Source organism: Achromobacter sp. 10T422, assembly GCF_056394065.1.
Genome location: NZ_JBFTHD010000008.1, coordinates 437980 through 453844, shown reverse-complemented (window position 1 = coordinate 453844; position 15865 = coordinate 437980). Strand labels below are relative to the sequence as shown.

Sequence of the window (15865 nt, the reverse complement as noted above, 5' to 3'; positions counted from 1 at the left end):
GATAATCCGTGTGGAACGACGCTCGTACTACCAACCTGATCGCCAACACGCTAGCCGTGCTGGCGGTTTGCGCCATGCTCATCGCGGGCGTGGTGTGGGTAGCGCAACGCCCGTTCTTCACGTTGACGGCCATCGAGCTGGAATCGATGCCGGACACCGAGCTGCACTATGTGTCGCCGCAAGCGGTGCGATCCGCCATCGCGGGGCGCTTCAAGGGCAACTTCTTCACGGTGGACCTGGACGACGCGCGCGAGATCTTCGAATCGGTGCCGTGGGTGCGCCATGCCACCGTGCGCCGGATCTGGCCCAATGTGCTGCGCGTGCGCATCGAGGAACAGCAGCCGCTTGCGCTGTGGAACGAGAACCAGATGATCAACACCTGGGGCGAAGCGTTCACGGCGAACACGGGCGAGGTGGACGACGAAACCGTACTGCCGCAGTTCTCCGGGCCCGAGGGCACGGAGCCGCTCGTCGTGCAGCGCTACGCCGAGCTGGCGCGCTGGTTCGCGCCGCTGGACATGCACGTCAAACAGCTGGAGCTCAGCCCGCGCTACGCCTGGCGGGTGGTGTTGTCCAACGGCATGATGCTGGACTTGGGCCGCGATCCGGGCGCCGATGCGCCGGACCCGCATGGCCTGCCCGGCGCGCTGCCGTTCGCGGCCCGAATTCAACGCTTTGTGCAGGCGTGGCCCGCCGTGTCGGGACGCCTGGAAGGGCGCACCATCACGCAGGCCGACCTGCGCTATCCGAATGGTTTCGCCCTGGCGCTGGCTCCGTTGCCCGCGTCGGAAACCAAATCCAAATCCACACCGAAACCTCCCAAGAAACGCTAACGCCATGACCCGTGACATCAAGGACCTTATCGTCGCCCTCGATATCGGCACCAGCAAGGTGGTGGCTGTGGTGGCTGAAATTTTGCCCGAAGGGCGATTCGAAGTGCTCGGCCTGGGCCAGCACGAATCGCGCGGCATGCGCAAGGGCGTGGTCGTCAATATCGAGACCACTGTGAATTCCATTCAGCGCGCGCTTGAAGAAGCCGAGCTGATGGCAGATTGCAAGATTCGCGACGTCTACACCGGCATTGCCGGCAGCCATATCCGCAGCTTCAATTCCAGCGGCATGGTCGCTGTGAAGGACAAAGAAGTCACCGCCACCGACGTTGCCCGCGTCATCGAGACCGCCAAAGCGGTGAACATCCCGACGGACCAGCAGGTGCTGCATGTGCTGACGCAGGAGTTCATCGTCGACGGCCAGGAAGACATCCGCGAGCCCATCGGCATGAGCGGCCTGCGCCTGGAAGTGCGCGTGCACATCGTGACGGGTGCGGTCAGCGCCGCGCAGAACATCGTCAAGTGCGTGCGCCGCTGCGGCCTGGAAGTGCAAGACCTGATCCTGCAACCGCTGGCATCCAGCCTGGCCGTGCTGACCGCCGACGAGAAAGAACTGGGCGTTGTGCTGGTGGATATCGGCGGCGGCACGACCGACGTCGCCATCTTCACCGGCGGTGCGATCCGCCACACAGCGGTGCTGCCGATTGCCGGTGACCAGATCACCAACGACATCGCCGCCATGCTGCGCACGCCGACGCCGGACGCGGAAGAAATCAAGCTGCGCTACGGCGTGGCCAAGCAGGTGCTGGCCAGCCCGGACGAATCCGTGGAAGTGCCGGGCCTGGGCGACCGTGGCCCGCGCCAAGTGAAGCGCCAGGCGCTGGGCGCCGTGATCGAGCCGCGCGTCGAAGAACTGTTCACGTTGGTGCAGCAGGTGGTGCGCGATTCCGGCTACGAAGATTTGCTGGCTTCGGGCGTGGTCCTGACCGGCGGGTCGGCGCAACTGCCCGGCATGATCGAACTGGCCGAGGACGTGTTCCTGAAGCCGGTGCGCGTGGCGGTTCCCGAATATGAAGGCAGCTTGGCTGACGTGATGCGTAATCCGCGCTTCTCGACGGTGATGGGCTTGTTGCAGGAAGCACGGATGCAGCGTGTGCGCGGCCGCAAGGTCGCCGCCCAGACCGGCAATTTCAAGAGCCTGCTGGCGCGCATGAAGGAATGGTTTATGAATTGAAAGGTGCAGGTAGGGGCCTGCTCCTTGGTGTGACTCGCGGTTGTTTTGCGGGGCGCGCCAGAAAGAGGAGGCGTCTCAAACCCGTCGCGGACCTATGTAGTCGGCATCGGCTTTGAGGCGATTCACAAAATATAGGTTGTTGGGGAATTTTTGTGATTTGCAAAATCGGACTTGTGAGGGAGTCATCATGATGAACTTTGAGATGCTTGAGAACAACACCAAAGGGACCGTAATCAAGGTCGTTGGTGTGGGCGGTGCGGGCGGCAATGCTGTCGCGCACATGATTCGCAGCGGCGTGCACGGCGTGGATTTCATCTGCGCCAACACCGATGCGCAGGCACTGGCGGCGACCAACGCCCCGGTGCAAATTCGTCTGGGCCGTACTGGCCTGGGTGCGGGCGCCAAGCCCGAGCAAGGACGTGCGTCGGCTGAAACCGCGCGCGAGGAGATCCGTGCTGCGCTGAACGGCGCTCACATGGTCTTCATCACCGCCGGCATGGGCGGTGGCACCGGCACCGGCGCAGGTCCGGTCGTGGCCGAAGTGGCGAAGGAACTGGGCATTCTGACCGTGGGCGTGGTCACCAAGCCTTTCACGTTCGAAGGCAATAAGCGCCTGAAGATGGCCGAGGACGGTATCTCGGAATTGGCCAAGCACGTGCATTCGCTCATCGTGGTGCTCAACGAGAACCTCTATGAACTGATGGACGAGGACGCGACGCAGGAAGACTGCTTCCGTTCCGCCGACGACATCCTGCACAACGCTTGCGCGGGTATCGCCGAAATCATTAACGTCGAAGGTAACGTCAACGTCGACTTCGAAGACGTGAAGACGATCATGGGCGAGCAAGGCCAGGCCATGATGGGCACGGCATCGGCTTCGGGCGCAGACCGCGCTCGCGTCGCTGCCGAGCACGCCATTGCTTGCCCGCTGCTGGAAGGCGTGGACCTGAACGGCGCTCGCGGCGTGCTGGTCAACATCACCGCCAGCCGCACGCTGAAGATGCGCGAAACGCGCGAAATCATGGAAACGATCCGCAGCTACGCTTCGGACGACGCCACCGTGATCTTCGGTACGGCCTATGACGAGTCGATGGGTGAAAACCTGCGCGTGACCGTGGTGGCAACTGGCCTGGGCCGTGCGCAAGCGCGTCCGCAGCTGGTGCAGAACACCGCTGAGGTGCTGCGCACCGGTACCGACAACATGCCCATGGGCACGATGCCGGCCGGTCAAGGCGGCGATTACCGCAATCTGGACATGCCGTCGGTCATGCGCAATCCGCGCAGCCAGGCGTCGGCCCAGGTGCGTGCACTGGAAAGCTCGGGCATGGATCACTTCGACATCCCGGCGTTCCTGCGCAAGCAAGCGGATTGAACCTAAGAGCCGGTCACAGGCTCTAATCGCACTCCCTCATCTCCGGCTCGCCTGTCCCCGCGGGCGAGCCGGAGGCGGAGCGGTCCGTGTTTCCCTTGCACGGTTCAATTAAGGGACGGAGGTATCGGTCGATCCGGGCGCACGTTGGCGTCATGGGTCGGACAGCGTTACAATACGTCAGTTACGCCGGCAATCTGTTCTCTTCGTGCCGGCTTCTTGGCTCCAAAGCACCTAAGTCTCATGTTCCGACAACGCAGCATTCAGAATCTAGTCCGCACGACAGGCGTCGGCGTCCACTCCGGACGGCGGGTAGAACTCACCCTGCGTCCGGCACAACCCAATACCGGTATTGTTTTCCACCGCGTCGACCTGCCCGAGGTCGTGGACCTGCCCGCGCAGGCCACTGGCGTGGGCGATACGCGCATGGCGTCCGTCCTCCAGCAGGGCAACGTCCGCGTCTCCACGGTGGAGCATCTCATGTCGGCATTGGCTGGCCTGGGTATCGACAACCTGCATATCGACCTCACTGCCGAAGAAGTCCCCATCATGGACGGCAGTGCGGCTACGTTTGTTTATCTGTTGCGCTCGGCGGGCATCGTCGAGCAGAACGCGCCCAAGCAATTCATCCGCGTCAAAAAGACGGTGGAAGTGCGCGAAGGCGAAGGCCGCAACGAGAAATGGGCCCGCCTGGAACCCCACGAGGGTTACGCGCTGGCGTTCTCGATCGACTTCCGCCACCCTGCCATTGATTCCACGGCCAATTTCGCCGAGATCGATTTCGCCACGCACTCGTATGTGCGCGAGATCGCCCGTGCGCGCACTTTCGGTTTCGTGAACGAAGTGGAAGCGCTGCGCTCGATGGGCCTGGCCCGCGGCGGCAGCCTGGACAACGCGATCGTCATGGACGAATACCGCGTGCTGAACAGCGACGGCCTGCGCTACGACGACGAATTCGTGAAGCACAAGATCCTGGACGCCATTGGCGACTTGTATCTGCTGGGCAAACCCTTGGTGGCGCGCTATGTGGCGTGCAAGTCGGGCCACGGCCTGAACAACCAGCTGGCCCGTGCGCTGCTTGCTCAGCAAGACGCCTGGGAACTGGTCACCTATGAATCGCAGGCTGAAGCGCCGCAGGCCTTCCGCCACGAATGGAAGCTGGCATAACGCCGCTTTCTGATCGGGCCTGAACCGGGGAGTGTCCCCGGTATCCTCATCAGGCCCCTGCTTAAGGATGGCGCTGGCCGCCATCCCTTAGCGCAAAAACCGCCATCCGGTTGCAAACCATCGGGTCTAAACCCCCCAGAACTTGGTTTCGCTTCGTTTCCGGGCGCCCCAGGCGCCGGACAGGGCCGGATAGCTTCAGCTACTCTTGTGATGCTTCAAGAGCTTGGCGACTGCGTCTGCCAACGGGCCGGGACGCAGCGTGTCATGTAGCGATTTGAACGCGCCCAGCGCGGTGTCTCCCAGCGGTTGCGCCTCTTTGGGGGGCAGCGGCTGACGGGCGCCGGGCTTCGGTAAACCCGCTTGTACCTTGACGGCAATTTCGTTAAGGTTCCAGCCTTGGTCGGCCAGGGCGCGCGCTACGCGCGGCGCCAATTGCCGCATCTTGGCGGCATGAGCGGCGCTGGGCACCACCAGATGCAGGCACTGGTTTTCCAGCTTGCCGACCTGGCAGACAGCACCTAGCGGGGCGGGCAGAACCGCCGCCACCGCATACTGAATTTGCAAGTGCTTGCGGGCAGTCGCCAACACTCCGGCGCCCCGCATGTCATGACCCAGCCATCCCAGAGCGGTATTTTCTTTCCGCCGGCTGGCACTGGAACGTTGACGGTATGAAGTGGGTCTATTCATCCCGGCTATAAAGATTTAGGAAGCACACCTTGAAAATCGTGATTATGCACGCCCGCGACGGGCGGGACGGGCATTTCACCCTGGGAGGAGCGCGACTGGCGTTGTTTCTCGGGGCCGCGCTCGTGACGGCAGCCATCTTTGGCGCCGCGCTACAACGATACCTTACTCCCATGCTGCCGGCGGTTCAGACCGTGGGGTGGCCGCTGGCCACTCAGCCGGGCCGGGACACTGATTTCCTGCGCGGAAACATGAACTTGCTGGCTGCCAAAGTCGGCGCGTTGCAGGCCAAGCTGGTCAGCATCGACGGCCTGGGCCAGCGCGTGGCCAAAGTGGCCGGCGTGGCTTACACGGACCCGGAGCTGGCCAAGCAATTGGCCGTGGCCCAACCCGAAGCGCTGACCCAGCCCGAAGCCACGCAGGTCATGGATGACCTGTTCACCGACCATCCCCCGCCCAGCGCGGCGTCGGCCGAAGCCTTGGGCCGCCAGCTGGACGAAATCCAGGCGCGGCTCGCCCAGCAGTCCGACAACCTGAAGCTGCTGGATGCGGCGCTGACCAAGCGGTCGGCGGACCAGGCCCGCATGCCGACCGCGATGCCGATTACCGATTACCCCTATCTGAGCTCGTCTTACGGCTGGCGCCGCAACCCGGTGACGGGGCGCACGGCCATGCATGAAGGGCTGGATTTTGCGGCCCCGTCGGGGACGCCGATTCTGGCGGCCTCTGGGGGCGTGGTGCTGGAAGCCAAGTTCCAGCCCGGCTTTGGCAACATGGTCGAGATCGACCATGGTGATGGTTTGATCACGCGTTACGCGCATGCGTCATCGCTGATGGTCAAGCAAGGGCAGCTTGTCGAGCGTGGCCAGCAAGTGGCTCGCGTGGGCAGTTCGGGGCGGTCTACCGGCCCGCATTTGCACTTTGAAGTCCGCCTTGCCGGACAGCCGCTGGACCCCCGATTGTTCCTGGGTTCGCAGCAGCCCGCGCCGCCCGCGGTGGCGCAGGCAACGACAAATGAACCTGCGGCGCGCTGACCGGTCCAACAGGACAATGAAAGCACCCTGGTCATAGATCCAGGCTATTACGCTCCAGGTGCGTTAAACTGGTTCGTTTCCCAGCGGACCCCCGCTCAACCAATAACATCAAAAGTCACGGGCGACGCTGCCCAGGCCTTATGCAGGCGCGGCGTGGTACGTGCGGCCGACATACGCATGGTTTCTCTGCTCAAAAAACTCATAGGTAGCCGCAATGACCGGCTGCTTAAGCAGTATCGCAAGCTGGTAACCCAGATCAATGGGCAAGAGCCCAAGATTTCCGCGCTTTCCGATGCGGAGCTGGCGGCCAAGACCGACGAATTCCGATCCCGATACGCTCAGGGGACTTCCCTGGACGACCTGCTGCCCGAAGCCTTCGCCGTGGTTCGCGAAGCCGGCAAGCGGGTATTCGGCATGCGCCACTTCGACTCTCAGTTGCTGGGCGGCATTGCGCTGCACAGCGGCAAGATCGCCGAAATGCGCACGGGGGAAGGCAAGACGCTGATGGCGACGCTGCCCGTTTACCTGAACGCGGTCGCCGGCAAGGGCGTCCACGTCGTGACGGTGAACGACTATCTGGCCCGCCGTGATGCGGAATGGATGGGGCGCCTGTACCACTTCCTGGGCATGACCACGGGCGTGGTGGTGCCGCAGCAGCCGAACGAAGAAAAGAAGGCCGCGTACGCTGCCGACATCACGTACGGCACCAACAACGAATTCGGCTTCGACTACCTGCGCGACAACATGGAATACCGTGTTGAGGACCGCCGCCAGCGCGTGCTGTTCTACGCCATCGTCGACGAAGTGGACTCGATCCTGATCGACGAAGCCCGTACGCCGCTGATCATCTCCGGCCAGGCCGAAGATCACACCGAGCTCTACATCCGCATGAACGCGGTGCCGCCGCTGCTCAAGCGTATGGCCACCGAGCCCAAGCCGCAGGAGCCGGAACCCGAAGGTGATTACTGGGTCGACGAAAAGAGCCAGCAGGTCTATCTGTCGGAAGCCGGCCACGAGAACGCCGAAGCCATTCTGGCCCGCCTGGGCATCTTGCCCGAAGGCGAGTCGCTGTACGACCCGCGCCACATTGCGCTGATGCACCACCTGATGGTGGCTCTGCGCGCCAACAACCTGTTCTTCCGCGACCAGCAGTACGTCGTGCAAGACGGTGAAGTGGTGATCGTCGACGAATTCACGGGCCGCCTGATGGTGGGCCGCCGTTGGTCCGATGGCCTGCACCAGGCCGTCGAAGCCAAGGAAGGCGTGAAGATCCAGCACGAGAACCAGACGCTGGCGTCGATTACGTTCCAGAACTACTTCCGCATGTACGAAAAGCTGTCCGGCATGACCGGTACGGCCGACACGGAAGCGTACGAATTCCAGGAAATTTACGGGCTTGAAACGGTCATCATCCCGACCAACAAGCCCATGATCCGTAAGGATCAGAACGACCAGGTCTTCAAGACCGATCCGGAAAAGTACAACGCAATCCTGGAAGACATCCGCGATTGCCACGAGCGCGGCCAGCCCGTGCTGGTGGGTACTACCAGCATCGAAAACTCCGAGCTGCTGTCGGGCCTGCTGAAAAAGGCCAAGCTGCCGCACGAAGTGCTGAACGCCAAGCAGCACGCCCGTGAAGCCGAGATCGTTGCCGAAGCCGGCAAGCCGGGCCACATCACCATTGCCACCAACATGGCCGGTCGCGGTACCGACATCGTGCTGGGCGGCAGTGTGGATAAGCAGGTTGACCTGATCCGCGCCGACGAATCGCTGTCGGAAGCCGAAAAGAACGCACGCATCGAACAGGTGCGCGCGGAATGGAAGCCGCTGAACGAGCAGGTCAAGGCCGCTGGTGGCCTGCGCATCATCGGCACCGAGCGCCACGAATCGCGCCGTATCGACAACCAGCTGCGTGGCCGCGCCGGCCGCCAAGGTGACCCGGGTTCGTCCCGTTTTTACCTGTCGCTGGAAGATTCCCTGATGCGCATCTTCGCGGGCGACCGCGTGCGCGCCATCATGGAGCGCCTGAAGCTGCCCGAGGGTGAACCCATCGAAGCAGGCATGGTGACGCGTTCGATCGAAACCGCGCAGCGCAAGGTGGAAGGCCGCAACTTCGACATCCGCAAGCAATTGCTGGAATACGACGACGTGGCCAACGACCAGCGCAAGGTGCTGTATTCGCAGCGTAACGACGTGCTGGAAGCTGCCAGCGTCAGCGAAACGGTGAACAACCTGCGCGACGCCGCCGTGGTTGAGATGTTCAACACCTACGTGCCGCCGGAATCGGTGGAAGAGCAGTGGGACATCCCGGCCCTGCAAAAGGCCCTGGAAGCTGATTGGCACCTGCATCTGCCGCTGACCGAAATGCTGGAAAAAGAAACCAGCCTGACGGACGAAGAGCTGCGCGAACGCGTGGTCAACGCCGCGCGCGAGGCCTACCAGGCCAAGGTCGATCAAGTCGGCACGGAATCGTGGTCGCAGTTCGAGCGTTCGATCATGCTGCAAGCGATCGACACGCACTGGCGCGAGCACCTGTCGTCGCTGGATTACCTGCGCCAGGGCATCCATCTGCGCGGCTATGCGCAGAAGAACCCGAAGCAGGAATACAAGCGCGAAGCCTTTGAACTGTTCTCGGGCATGCTGGACCGCATCCGCGACGACGTGGTTCGCGTGTTGATGACCGTGCGTGTGCAGTCGTCGGAACAGGTTGAACAAGCCGAAGCCGAAGCCGCGCAATCGCATGTGCAAAACGTGCAGTACCACCACTCTGATTACGACGAAGCGTTGGCCCAGACGGAATCGGATGATGGTGCGCAGCCCGTGCGCAATGCGCTGCCCAAGGTCGGCCGCAACGACCCGTGCCCGTGCGGCAGCGGCAAGAAGTACAAGCAGTGCCACGGCAAGCTCGTCTGATCAGGAAATAACGCCATGCTGCATTCTGTCGGCCACACCGAATTCGACCACGCCGTCGTCATGGTGCGTGACCGGCTGGATGCGCTGGCGCCGCACTTCGAGCGCCAGGGCTTTCACCTGAGCGACAAGGCGGTGCACAACCTGGGCTCGTGCAATCGATTGATCGTGCTGGAAGGCACGTATGTTGAGTTGCTGGGCTGGCCGGAAGGCGCGCCGCCGGCTCGCAAGGAAATCGCTGATTCTCCGTTCGGGCTGGAAGCGCTGGTGTTTCGCACCTATGACGCCGACGCCACGTATGAACGGCTGAAGGCGGCGGGGTTCGCCGTGAATCCCGTGCAGGAACTGACGCGCCCCGCGATGCTGGACGGCCAGGAAGTGCAGGCCCGTTTTCATACCGTGCGTTTTGCCGAGCAGCCCTTGCCCGGCATTCGCATGTATTTCTGCCGCCATCTGACGCCCGAGTGCGTCTGGTCTCCTGAATTGATGGCGCACCCGAACGGCGCACGCAGTCTGTTGCGTATCGACGCCCGCGCGGCGGATGCCCGTGCCGTGGCCGAGCGTCTGGCGCTGGTGGCGGACGTTACCGCCGAAGCCGCCACGGGCGGCTGGGACGTGCCGCTGGCCAATCTGCGTATTCACGTGCAGCAGGACGCAACGGCGGTTACGCCGGTGCTGTCCACGCTGACGCTGGAAAACCGCKACGGCGCCCACTACACGCTGGATACCGGCCTGTAAGAACCGCATCCTGCGGTTATCCATCCCCGTTTTAATTTTCATTCCGGTCAGGGATGCGCGCCTTTTGCCGTGCGCATTTCCGGGCAAACCCTGGTTGCGAAGCAAAGTGTATGCACTTTAGTATGCACTTCATCCCCCTTCGCCAGCCGCCCTGATGACCCATCCCCCTTCAGCCATCCGACCCGCTGCCCGGACGTCCGCCGGACAGGCGGAGCTGTATGGCGCCGTCAAGGCGATGGCGGTTCGGTTTGATTTCAAGCCGGGCGAACGCATCAACGAAGTTGACCTGGCGCGTCGCTTGAATGTCAGCCGCACGCCGTTGCGTGAAGTGCTGAATCAATTGATGGTTGAAGGCTTTCTGACCCGCTCGGTGAACCGCGGTTTTATCGCCCGGCTGCTGGACGCCAAGCAGATCCATAGCCTGTATGAATACCGCGCGGTGCTGGAGGCCGGCATTGTGCGCGCGGCGTGCGAGCGCGCCAGCGACGAAGAACTGGCCGGCCTGCGCGCGTTCGTGGAACGGTCGCGCGATGTGCCCGAAGACAGCGACGCCACGCGCTTGCTGGAGCTGGACGAAGCGTTCCACCTGCATCTGGCGCGCCTGTCGCGCAACGAAGAATTCGTGCGCGCCCTGGAAAGCGTCAATGCCCGCATCCATTTCGTGCGCTGGATTGACATGCAGCAGGGCCGCCGCAGCCATACCCAAGGCGAACATCTGCGCATCGTGCAGGCGCTGGAACAGCGGGATGCAGATGGGCTGGCCGGGCTGATGAGCACGCATATCGGCCGGCGGCTGGACCAGATCACCGACGTCATACGCACCGGCTTTTCAACGATTTACATGCGGGACCAGGCCGAACCCGCCACGGCAGCGCCGGCCAACACCACAACAGCAGGGGAAAAAAAATGACTCATACGATGAAGCGGATTGCAGCGAGCTTATGCGCGCTGGCCGCGCTGGGGGGCGCCATGATCGCCGCGCCCGCCGCCGCCGAAGAACGGCCATTGATCCTGGTCGTGCCGTACCCGCCGGGCGGCAGCACGGACATTTTGGCGCGCATCTTGCAGCCGCGTTTGTCGCAGCAATTGGGCGGACGCGCCGTTGTCGTGGAAAACCGCCCGGGCGCCGCCAGCCAGATCGCAACGGCTTTCGTGGCCCGCGCGGAGCCCGATGGCAACACCTTGCTGGTCAGCTTCGACAACCACGGCATCAACCCCGCCGTGAAGCCCAAGCTGCCCTACGACACGTTCAAGGACTTCGTCGCCATTTCGCAGACCGTGCGCTTTCCGCTGGTGATCGGCGCAAACCCGAACGTGCCTGGGGATAACTTGAAGGAGTTCCTGGCGGCAGCCGCCAAGGAATCGCCCAACAAATTCAACTACGCCTCAACCGGTGTCGGTTCGCTGAACCACCTGGCGCCGGAAGAGCTCAAGCGCCTGTCGAAGGTGGAGCTGCTGCACGTGCCGTATGGCGGCGGGGGGCCGGCCATTCAGGCGGTGGTGGGCGGTCAGGCCAACATGACGTGGCTGAGCTTTGCGGCGCTGCGTGGCCAGATTCAAGGCGGCAAGATCAAGCCGCTGGCGGTGGCGGGCGAAAAGCGCCTGCCCGAATTGCCGAATGTGCCAACCGTGATCGAGTCCGGCTTCCCCGGCTTTGTCGCCTATTCGTGGAGCGGCATGTTCGCGCCGAAGGGCACGCCGGAAGCCACGGTGAAGAAGCTGACGGCGGACTTCAAGGCGGTGCTGGCCGACCCGGAAATCAAGAAGAAGGTCACGGAAGCGGGCTTCGAGATCGTGGCGTCCGACGGCCCTGCGCTGGATGCGTACGTGAAGTCCGAGTACGACCGCTGGAGCGCCTTTATCAAGAGCAGCAACATCAATCTGGATAACTGAGCGGTGGCTGGCCGGACGGCTTGCCGTTCGGCCCCAACCGCGAAACACGTGGAGATGACATGGAAAATTTGACCGGCGCCGAAGCCATGGTGCGGATGCTGCAGCACAACGGCGTCAAACATATTTTTGGCCTGTGCGGCGACACCAGCCTGCCGTTCTACGACGCACTGTACCGCCTGGACCACGGCATGCAGCACATCCTGACGCGCGATGAGCGCAGCGCGGGCTATATGGCGGATGCCTATGCGCGCGTGACCGGCAAGGTCGGCGTGTGCGAAGGCCCCAGCGGCGGCGGCGCAACGTATCTGCTGCCCGGCTTGGTGGAAGCCAACGAATCGTCGATTCCCGTGCTGGGCATTACGTCGGACGTGGCGGTGGGCTCGCGTGGCAAGTACCCGCTGACGGAACTTGACCAGGAAGCCTTGTATCGCCCGCTGACGAAGTGGAACCGCACGATTGATCGCGCTGACCAGATTCCGGGCATGGTGCGTGCGGCGTTCCGCGCCATGACGACCGGCAAGCCGGGCGCCGCGCACCTGTGCTTTCCGTATGACGTGATGAAGCAGCAAGTGGATGCGTCGGACATTTGGGCGCAGCCCGAGCACGGCCAATTCCCGTCCATGCGCTTTGCGCCGGACCCGGCTGACGTGGCCCGCGCCGCGCAGCGCCTGATCGGCGCGCGTGCGCCGGTGATCATTTGCGGCGGTGGCGTTGTCATTGCCGGCGCCAGTGGCGCCTTGCAGGAACTGGCGGAAACGCTGAAGGCGGCGGTCTGCGTCACGGTCAGCGGGCAGGGCAGCCTGGCCGACACGCACCCGTTGAACGCGGGCGTGGTGGGTTCGAACGGCGGCGTGATGGCCACGCGCGACGTGGTGGCCGCCGCCGACGTGGTGCTGTTCGTGGGTTGCCGCGCGGGGTCGACGTCGACCGAGCACTGGCGCTTCCCGAACCGCGACGTGCCGATCCTGCACATCGATATCGACCCGATGGTGATCGGCGCCAACTACCTGACCGAAGTGGGTCTGGTGGGCGACGCCAAGCTGGCGCTGGAAGCACTGGGCGCCGAAGTGCAAGCGCGTCTGGCGCATCGCAACGCCGACGCGGTTGACGGCGCGGTGCTGGCTGGCCGCGCCAAGGCGGCCCGGCTGGCGCAACTAGAGCCGCTGGCCAACAGCCTGGAAGCGCCGATCCGCCCCGAGCGCGTCGTGCAATCGCTGAACCGCCTGCTGCCCGATGACGCCATCGTGTGTGCGGACCCCGGCACGCCTTGCCCGTATTTTTCGGCTTACTACGACGTGTCGCGCCCCGGCCGTCACTTCATCACCAACCGCGCGCACGGGGCGCTGGGCTTCTCGATGTCGGCGGCGCTGGGCGCCTGGGTTGGCCGGCCGCAGTCCAAGTGCGTGTCCGTGATGGGCGACGGCAGCTTCGGTTTCACCGTGGGCGAATTGGAAACCATCGTGCGTCACAAGGCGCCGCTCTTGATGATCGTGTTTTCGAACTCGGTCTACGGCTGGATCAAGGCCAGCCAGAAGGCGGGCTACGACCAGCGCTACTACAGCGTGGACTTCAACCGCACCGACCATGCCCGCATCGCCGAGGCTTATGGCGTGAAGGCGTGGCGGGTGGAAGATCCGTCCAAGCTGGACGCCGCGATCAAGGCCGCCATGGAGCACGACGGCCCGGCGCTGATCGACGTGGTGGCGCAGCCGTTGCAAGACGCCGCGGCGCCGGTCAGCCAGTGGATGGGCTGATGCGGCATTGCGTGGATGCGGCAGCGGTAGCGCAGTGATGCGGCATTGCGTGGATGCGGCAGCGGTAGCGCAGTGATGCGGCATCAACGCATAAAGGGGCCCTTCGGGGCCCCTTTTTTTGTGCCGGAGCGCGGCGCGCGCTCCTATACTGATCCGCTTCGGCGCGCAGGCGCGTGGTCTGCGGCACATCACAGGGGAATCGGGCATGGACTTGGGGATCAGGGGCAAGACAGCTTTGGTGTTTGGCGGCAGCCGTGGCATGGGCCGGGCGTGCGCCCTGCAACTGGCGCGGGAAGGCGTGGCGGTCACCATCGCGGCCCGCAATCCGCAGACGCTTGAGCAAGCCGCAGCCGAGATCTCGCACGAAACCGGCATCGGCGTGGGCTGGGTATCGGCCGATCTGACGCAAGCCGCCGGGCGCGATGCGGCAATGGCCGCGTGCCCGCACCCAGACATCCTGATCAACAATGCCGATGGCCCGATGCCGGGCGATTTTCGCGACTGGACGCGGGAAGACTGGATCGCGTCGCTGGACGCGATGATGCTCGGGCCGATCGACATGATCCGCCGCGTGGTCGACGGCATGATCGAGCGGCGCTTTGGCCGCATCGTGAATATCGTGTCGCGCAGCGTGAAGGCGCCGCATGCGGAACTGGGCCTGTCCAACGGTGCGCGCTCGGGCCTGATCGGCTTTGTGGGCGGGCTGGCGCGCCAGACCGTGCGCCACAACGTCACCATCAACAACCTGCTGCCGGGGGCGTTCGCGACCGATGCGCAGGTGCGCCACATCCAGGGCATGCTGGAGCAGTCCGGCGGCAAGACCTTCGACCAGCTCTGGGACGAGCGCGGCCGCGCCAACCCCGCAGGGCGCTACGGACAGCCCGAAGAAATGGGCGCCCTGTGCGCGTACATCTGCTCGGCGCACTCCGGCTACATGACCGCGCAAAACATCTTGATCGACGGCGGCGGCTACCCCGGCACGTACTGAGGATTCCCCATGGACCAGACAGACATCAAGATCCTGGCCTTGCTGCAAAAGGACGCCACCTGTTCGGTTGCTGAAATCGCCGAGCAGGTGAACCTGTCCGTCACGCCATGCTGGCGCCGCATCCAGAAGCTCAAGGACGATGGCGTTATCGCGCGCAACGCCATCCTGCTGGACCCCCGGGCGCTGGGGCTGAACCTGACGGTCTTCGTGTCCATCAAGACCAGCCAGCACAACGAGAAATGGACGCAGAGCCTGATCAACGCGGTCATGGCGCTGCCCAACGTGGTGGAGTTTCATCGCATGGCGGGCGATATCGACTACCTGCTCAAGGTGGTCGTGGAAGACATGGCGGCGTATGACCGCTTTTACCGCCGGCTGATCGGCGCGGTGGATCTGCTGGATGTCAGCGCCAGCTTCTCCATGGAGATCATCAAAAGCACGACGGAATTGCCGTTGGACGCGGTGTAGCGGCCGGCGCGCAATTTTTTTTCTTGTGCGAGGGCTGCGGCGGATGCAAATTTCTTTCGGCGTGTTGCACAAGGCCCATCTCGCAATTCTTTTGCGCGGTGCTCGGCGTAGGATATCGCTCATTCCTGCTAGGGAATGAATCGGGATATCAGAGGACCCTATGTCGTTGGCAGTACCCGCCGGCTGTGCCGGTTTGGCCAAATCGCGGCAAGCGCTATCGGTGGACGACTTGTTGGCCGGCTGGAACGGCGTCGACGATTTATGGGTGTTCGCCTATGGGTCCCTGATCTGGCATCCCGGCTTTGCCTGGCGCGAGCGCCGGCTGGCCACGGTGCGCGGCTATCACCGTTCTTTGTGCCTGTGGTCTCACGACCATCGCGGCTCGCCCGATAACCCAGGCCTCGTGTTTGGCTTGAACCGGGGCGGTTGCTGCCGTGGCGTGGCGTATCAGATTGCGGCGGCCGATGTGCGCGACGTGTTCCAGGCGCTCTGGCGCCGCGAGATGGTGACGGGCGCCTACACCCCCCGTTGGCTCACGTGCCACACCGAAGCCGCACCCGTGCGCGGGCTGGTCTTCCTGCTGAACCGGGCTTGCGATGAATACGCCGCTGACCTGAGCGACGACCGCCTGCTCGCGTGCATACGCAATGCCGTCGGGCATTCCGGGCCGTGCCTGGATTACGTGGTGGAGACCGAGCGTGCGCTGCGCGCGCATGGCATCGACGATTGGCGGCTGGGCGATCTGGTCCGCAAGCTGGGCCACGCCTTCTGACGATTGGGCCCTGCGCTTGAACGG

General features: G+C 63.7%; 14 protein-coding genes. 13 read left to right on the top strand and 1 reads right to left on the bottom strand.

The genetic code is table 11. The annotated features are described in order from the left end of the window. Positions 1-8: 8 nt before the first annotated feature. The 4 genes from AC1DB0_RS23615 (at position 9) to lpxC (ending at position 4600) form a co-directional block, all read left to right on the top strand. A complete protein-coding gene (locus AC1DB0_RS23615; protein ID WP_054420453.1) occupies positions 9-833 on the top strand; it encodes a cell division protein FtsQ/DivIB in 825 nt (274 codons plus the stop codon). Between the two features lie 4 nt (positions 834-837). Then, positions 838-2064: a cell division protein FtsA gene (ftsA, locus tag AC1DB0_RS23610; RefSeq protein ID WP_006217473.1), complete on the top strand. Its 1227-nt coding sequence runs from the start codon at positions 838-840 to the stop codon at positions 2062-2064. Positions 2065-2251: 187 nt separating this feature from the next. Then, the gene (ftsZ, locus tag AC1DB0_RS23605; protein ID WP_054420454.1) at positions 2252-3436 is read left to right on the top strand and encodes a cell division protein FtsZ; all 1185 of its coding nucleotides are present in this window, start codon (positions 2252-2254) and stop codon (positions 3434-3436) included. Between the two features lie 240 nt (positions 3437-3676). Further along, positions 3677-4600, top strand: coding sequence for a UDP-3-O-acyl-N-acetylglucosamine deacetylase (gene lpxC, locus AC1DB0_RS23600; protein WP_054420456.1), 924 nt, complete (start codon positions 3677-3679; stop codon positions 4598-4600). Positions 4601-4795: 195 nt separating this feature from the next. Here lpxC and AC1DB0_RS23595 read toward each other — a convergent pair whose 3' ends face one another. Further along, the gene (locus AC1DB0_RS23595; protein ID WP_082386878.1) at positions 4796-5203 is read right to left on the bottom strand and encodes a DciA family protein; all 408 of its coding nucleotides are present in this window, start codon (positions 5201-5203) and stop codon (positions 4796-4798) included. Between the two features lie 128 nt (positions 5204-5331). On the opposite strand from AC1DB0_RS23595, the gene AC1DB0_RS23590 reads away from it, so the two are divergent. The 9 genes from AC1DB0_RS23590 (at position 5332) to AC1DB0_RS23550 (ending at position 15841) form a co-directional block, all read left to right on the top strand. After that, a complete protein-coding gene (locus AC1DB0_RS23590) occupies positions 5332-6318 on the top strand; it encodes a M23 family metallopeptidase (RefSeq protein ID WP_054420459.1) in 987 nt (328 codons plus the stop codon). Positions 6319-6495: 177 nt separating this feature from the next. After that, a complete protein-coding gene (gene secA, locus AC1DB0_RS23585; protein ID WP_054420460.1) occupies positions 6496-9231 on the top strand; it encodes a preprotein translocase subunit SecA in 2736 nt (911 codons plus the stop codon). A gap of 15 nt (positions 9232-9246) precedes the next feature. Continuing rightward, entirely contained in the window at positions 9247-9966 is a 720-nt protein-coding gene (locus AC1DB0_RS23580; RefSeq protein ID WP_476758750.1) for a VOC family protein, read from the top strand. Between the two features lie 154 nt (positions 9967-10120). Continuing rightward, a complete protein-coding gene (locus tag AC1DB0_RS23575) occupies positions 10121-10876 on the top strand; it encodes a GntR family transcriptional regulator (protein ID WP_476757906.1) in 756 nt (251 codons plus the stop codon). Further along, positions 10873-11859 carry a tripartite tricarboxylate transporter substrate binding protein gene (locus AC1DB0_RS23570; protein WP_476757905.1) on the top strand — a complete coding sequence of 329 codons (987 nt, stop codon included), beginning with the start codon at positions 10873-10875 and terminating at the stop codon, positions 11857-11859. Before AC1DB0_RS23575 ends, AC1DB0_RS23570 begins: the two co-directional genes overlap by 4 nt. 59 nt (positions 11860-11918) lie before the next feature. Beyond that, positions 11919-13613, top strand: a complete 1695-nt coding sequence (locus AC1DB0_RS23565; RefSeq protein WP_054420465.1) for a thiamine pyrophosphate-binding protein — start codon at positions 11919-11921, stop codon at positions 13611-13613. Positions 13614-13818: 205 nt separating this feature from the next. Then, the gene (locus AC1DB0_RS23560) at positions 13819-14601 is read left to right on the top strand and encodes an SDR family NAD(P)-dependent oxidoreductase (protein WP_054420466.1); all 783 of its coding nucleotides are present in this window, start codon (positions 13819-13821) and stop codon (positions 14599-14601) included. Between the two features lie 9 nt (positions 14602-14610). Continuing rightward, on the top strand, positions 14611-15069 hold the full coding sequence (locus AC1DB0_RS23555; RefSeq protein WP_006226278.1) for an Lrp/AsnC family transcriptional regulator: 459 nt from the start codon (positions 14611-14613) through the stop codon (positions 15067-15069). Positions 15070-15229: 160 nt separating this feature from the next. Beyond that, positions 15230-15841, top strand: coding sequence for a gamma-glutamylcyclotransferase (locus AC1DB0_RS23550; protein ID WP_054420468.1), 612 nt, complete (start codon positions 15230-15232; stop codon positions 15839-15841). The last annotated feature ends 24 nt before the right edge of the window (positions 15842-15865 follow it).

Bases quoted from the DNA above. Each gene is read 5' to 3' on its own strand.
- ftsA (WP_006217473.1), top strand. From the start codon at position 838: ATGACCCGTGACATCAAGGACCTTATCGTCGCCCTCGATATCGGCACC.
- ftsZ (WP_054420454.1), top strand. From the start codon at position 2,252: ATGATGAACTTTGAGATGCTTGAGAACAACACCAAAGGGACCGTAATC.
- lpxC (WP_054420456.1), top strand. From the start codon at position 3,677: ATGTTCCGACAACGCAGCATTCAGAATCTAGTCCGCACGACAGGCGTC.
- AC1DB0_RS23595 (WP_082386878.1), bottom strand. From the start codon at position 5,203: ATGCGGGGCGCCGGAGTGTTGGCGACTGCCCGCAAGCACTTGCAAATT.
- AC1DB0_RS23590 (WP_054420459.1), top strand. From the start codon at position 5,332: ATGCACGCCCGCGACGGGCGGGACGGGCATTTCACCCTGGGAGGAGCG.
- secA (WP_054420460.1), top strand. From the start codon at position 6,496: ATGGTTTCTCTGCTCAAAAAACTCATAGGTAGCCGCAATGACCGGCTG.
- AC1DB0_RS23575 (WP_476757906.1), top strand. From the start codon at position 10,121: ATGACCCATCCCCCTTCAGCCATCCGACCCGCTGCCCGGACGTCCGCC.
- AC1DB0_RS23570 (WP_476757905.1), top strand. From the start codon at position 10,873: ATGACTCATACGATGAAGCGGATTGCAGCGAGCTTATGCGCGCTGGCC.
- AC1DB0_RS23565 (WP_054420465.1), top strand. From the start codon at position 11,919: ATGGAAAATTTGACCGGCGCCGAAGCCATGGTGCGGATGCTGCAGCAC.
- AC1DB0_RS23560 (WP_054420466.1), top strand. From the start codon at position 13,819: ATGGACTTGGGGATCAGGGGCAAGACAGCTTTGGTGTTTGGCGGCAGC.
- AC1DB0_RS23555 (WP_006226278.1), top strand. From the start codon at position 14,611: ATGGACCAGACAGACATCAAGATCCTGGCCTTGCTGCAAAAGGACGCC.
- AC1DB0_RS23550 (WP_054420468.1), top strand. From the start codon at position 15,230: ATGTCGTTGGCAGTACCCGCCGGCTGTGCCGGTTTGGCCAAATCGCGG.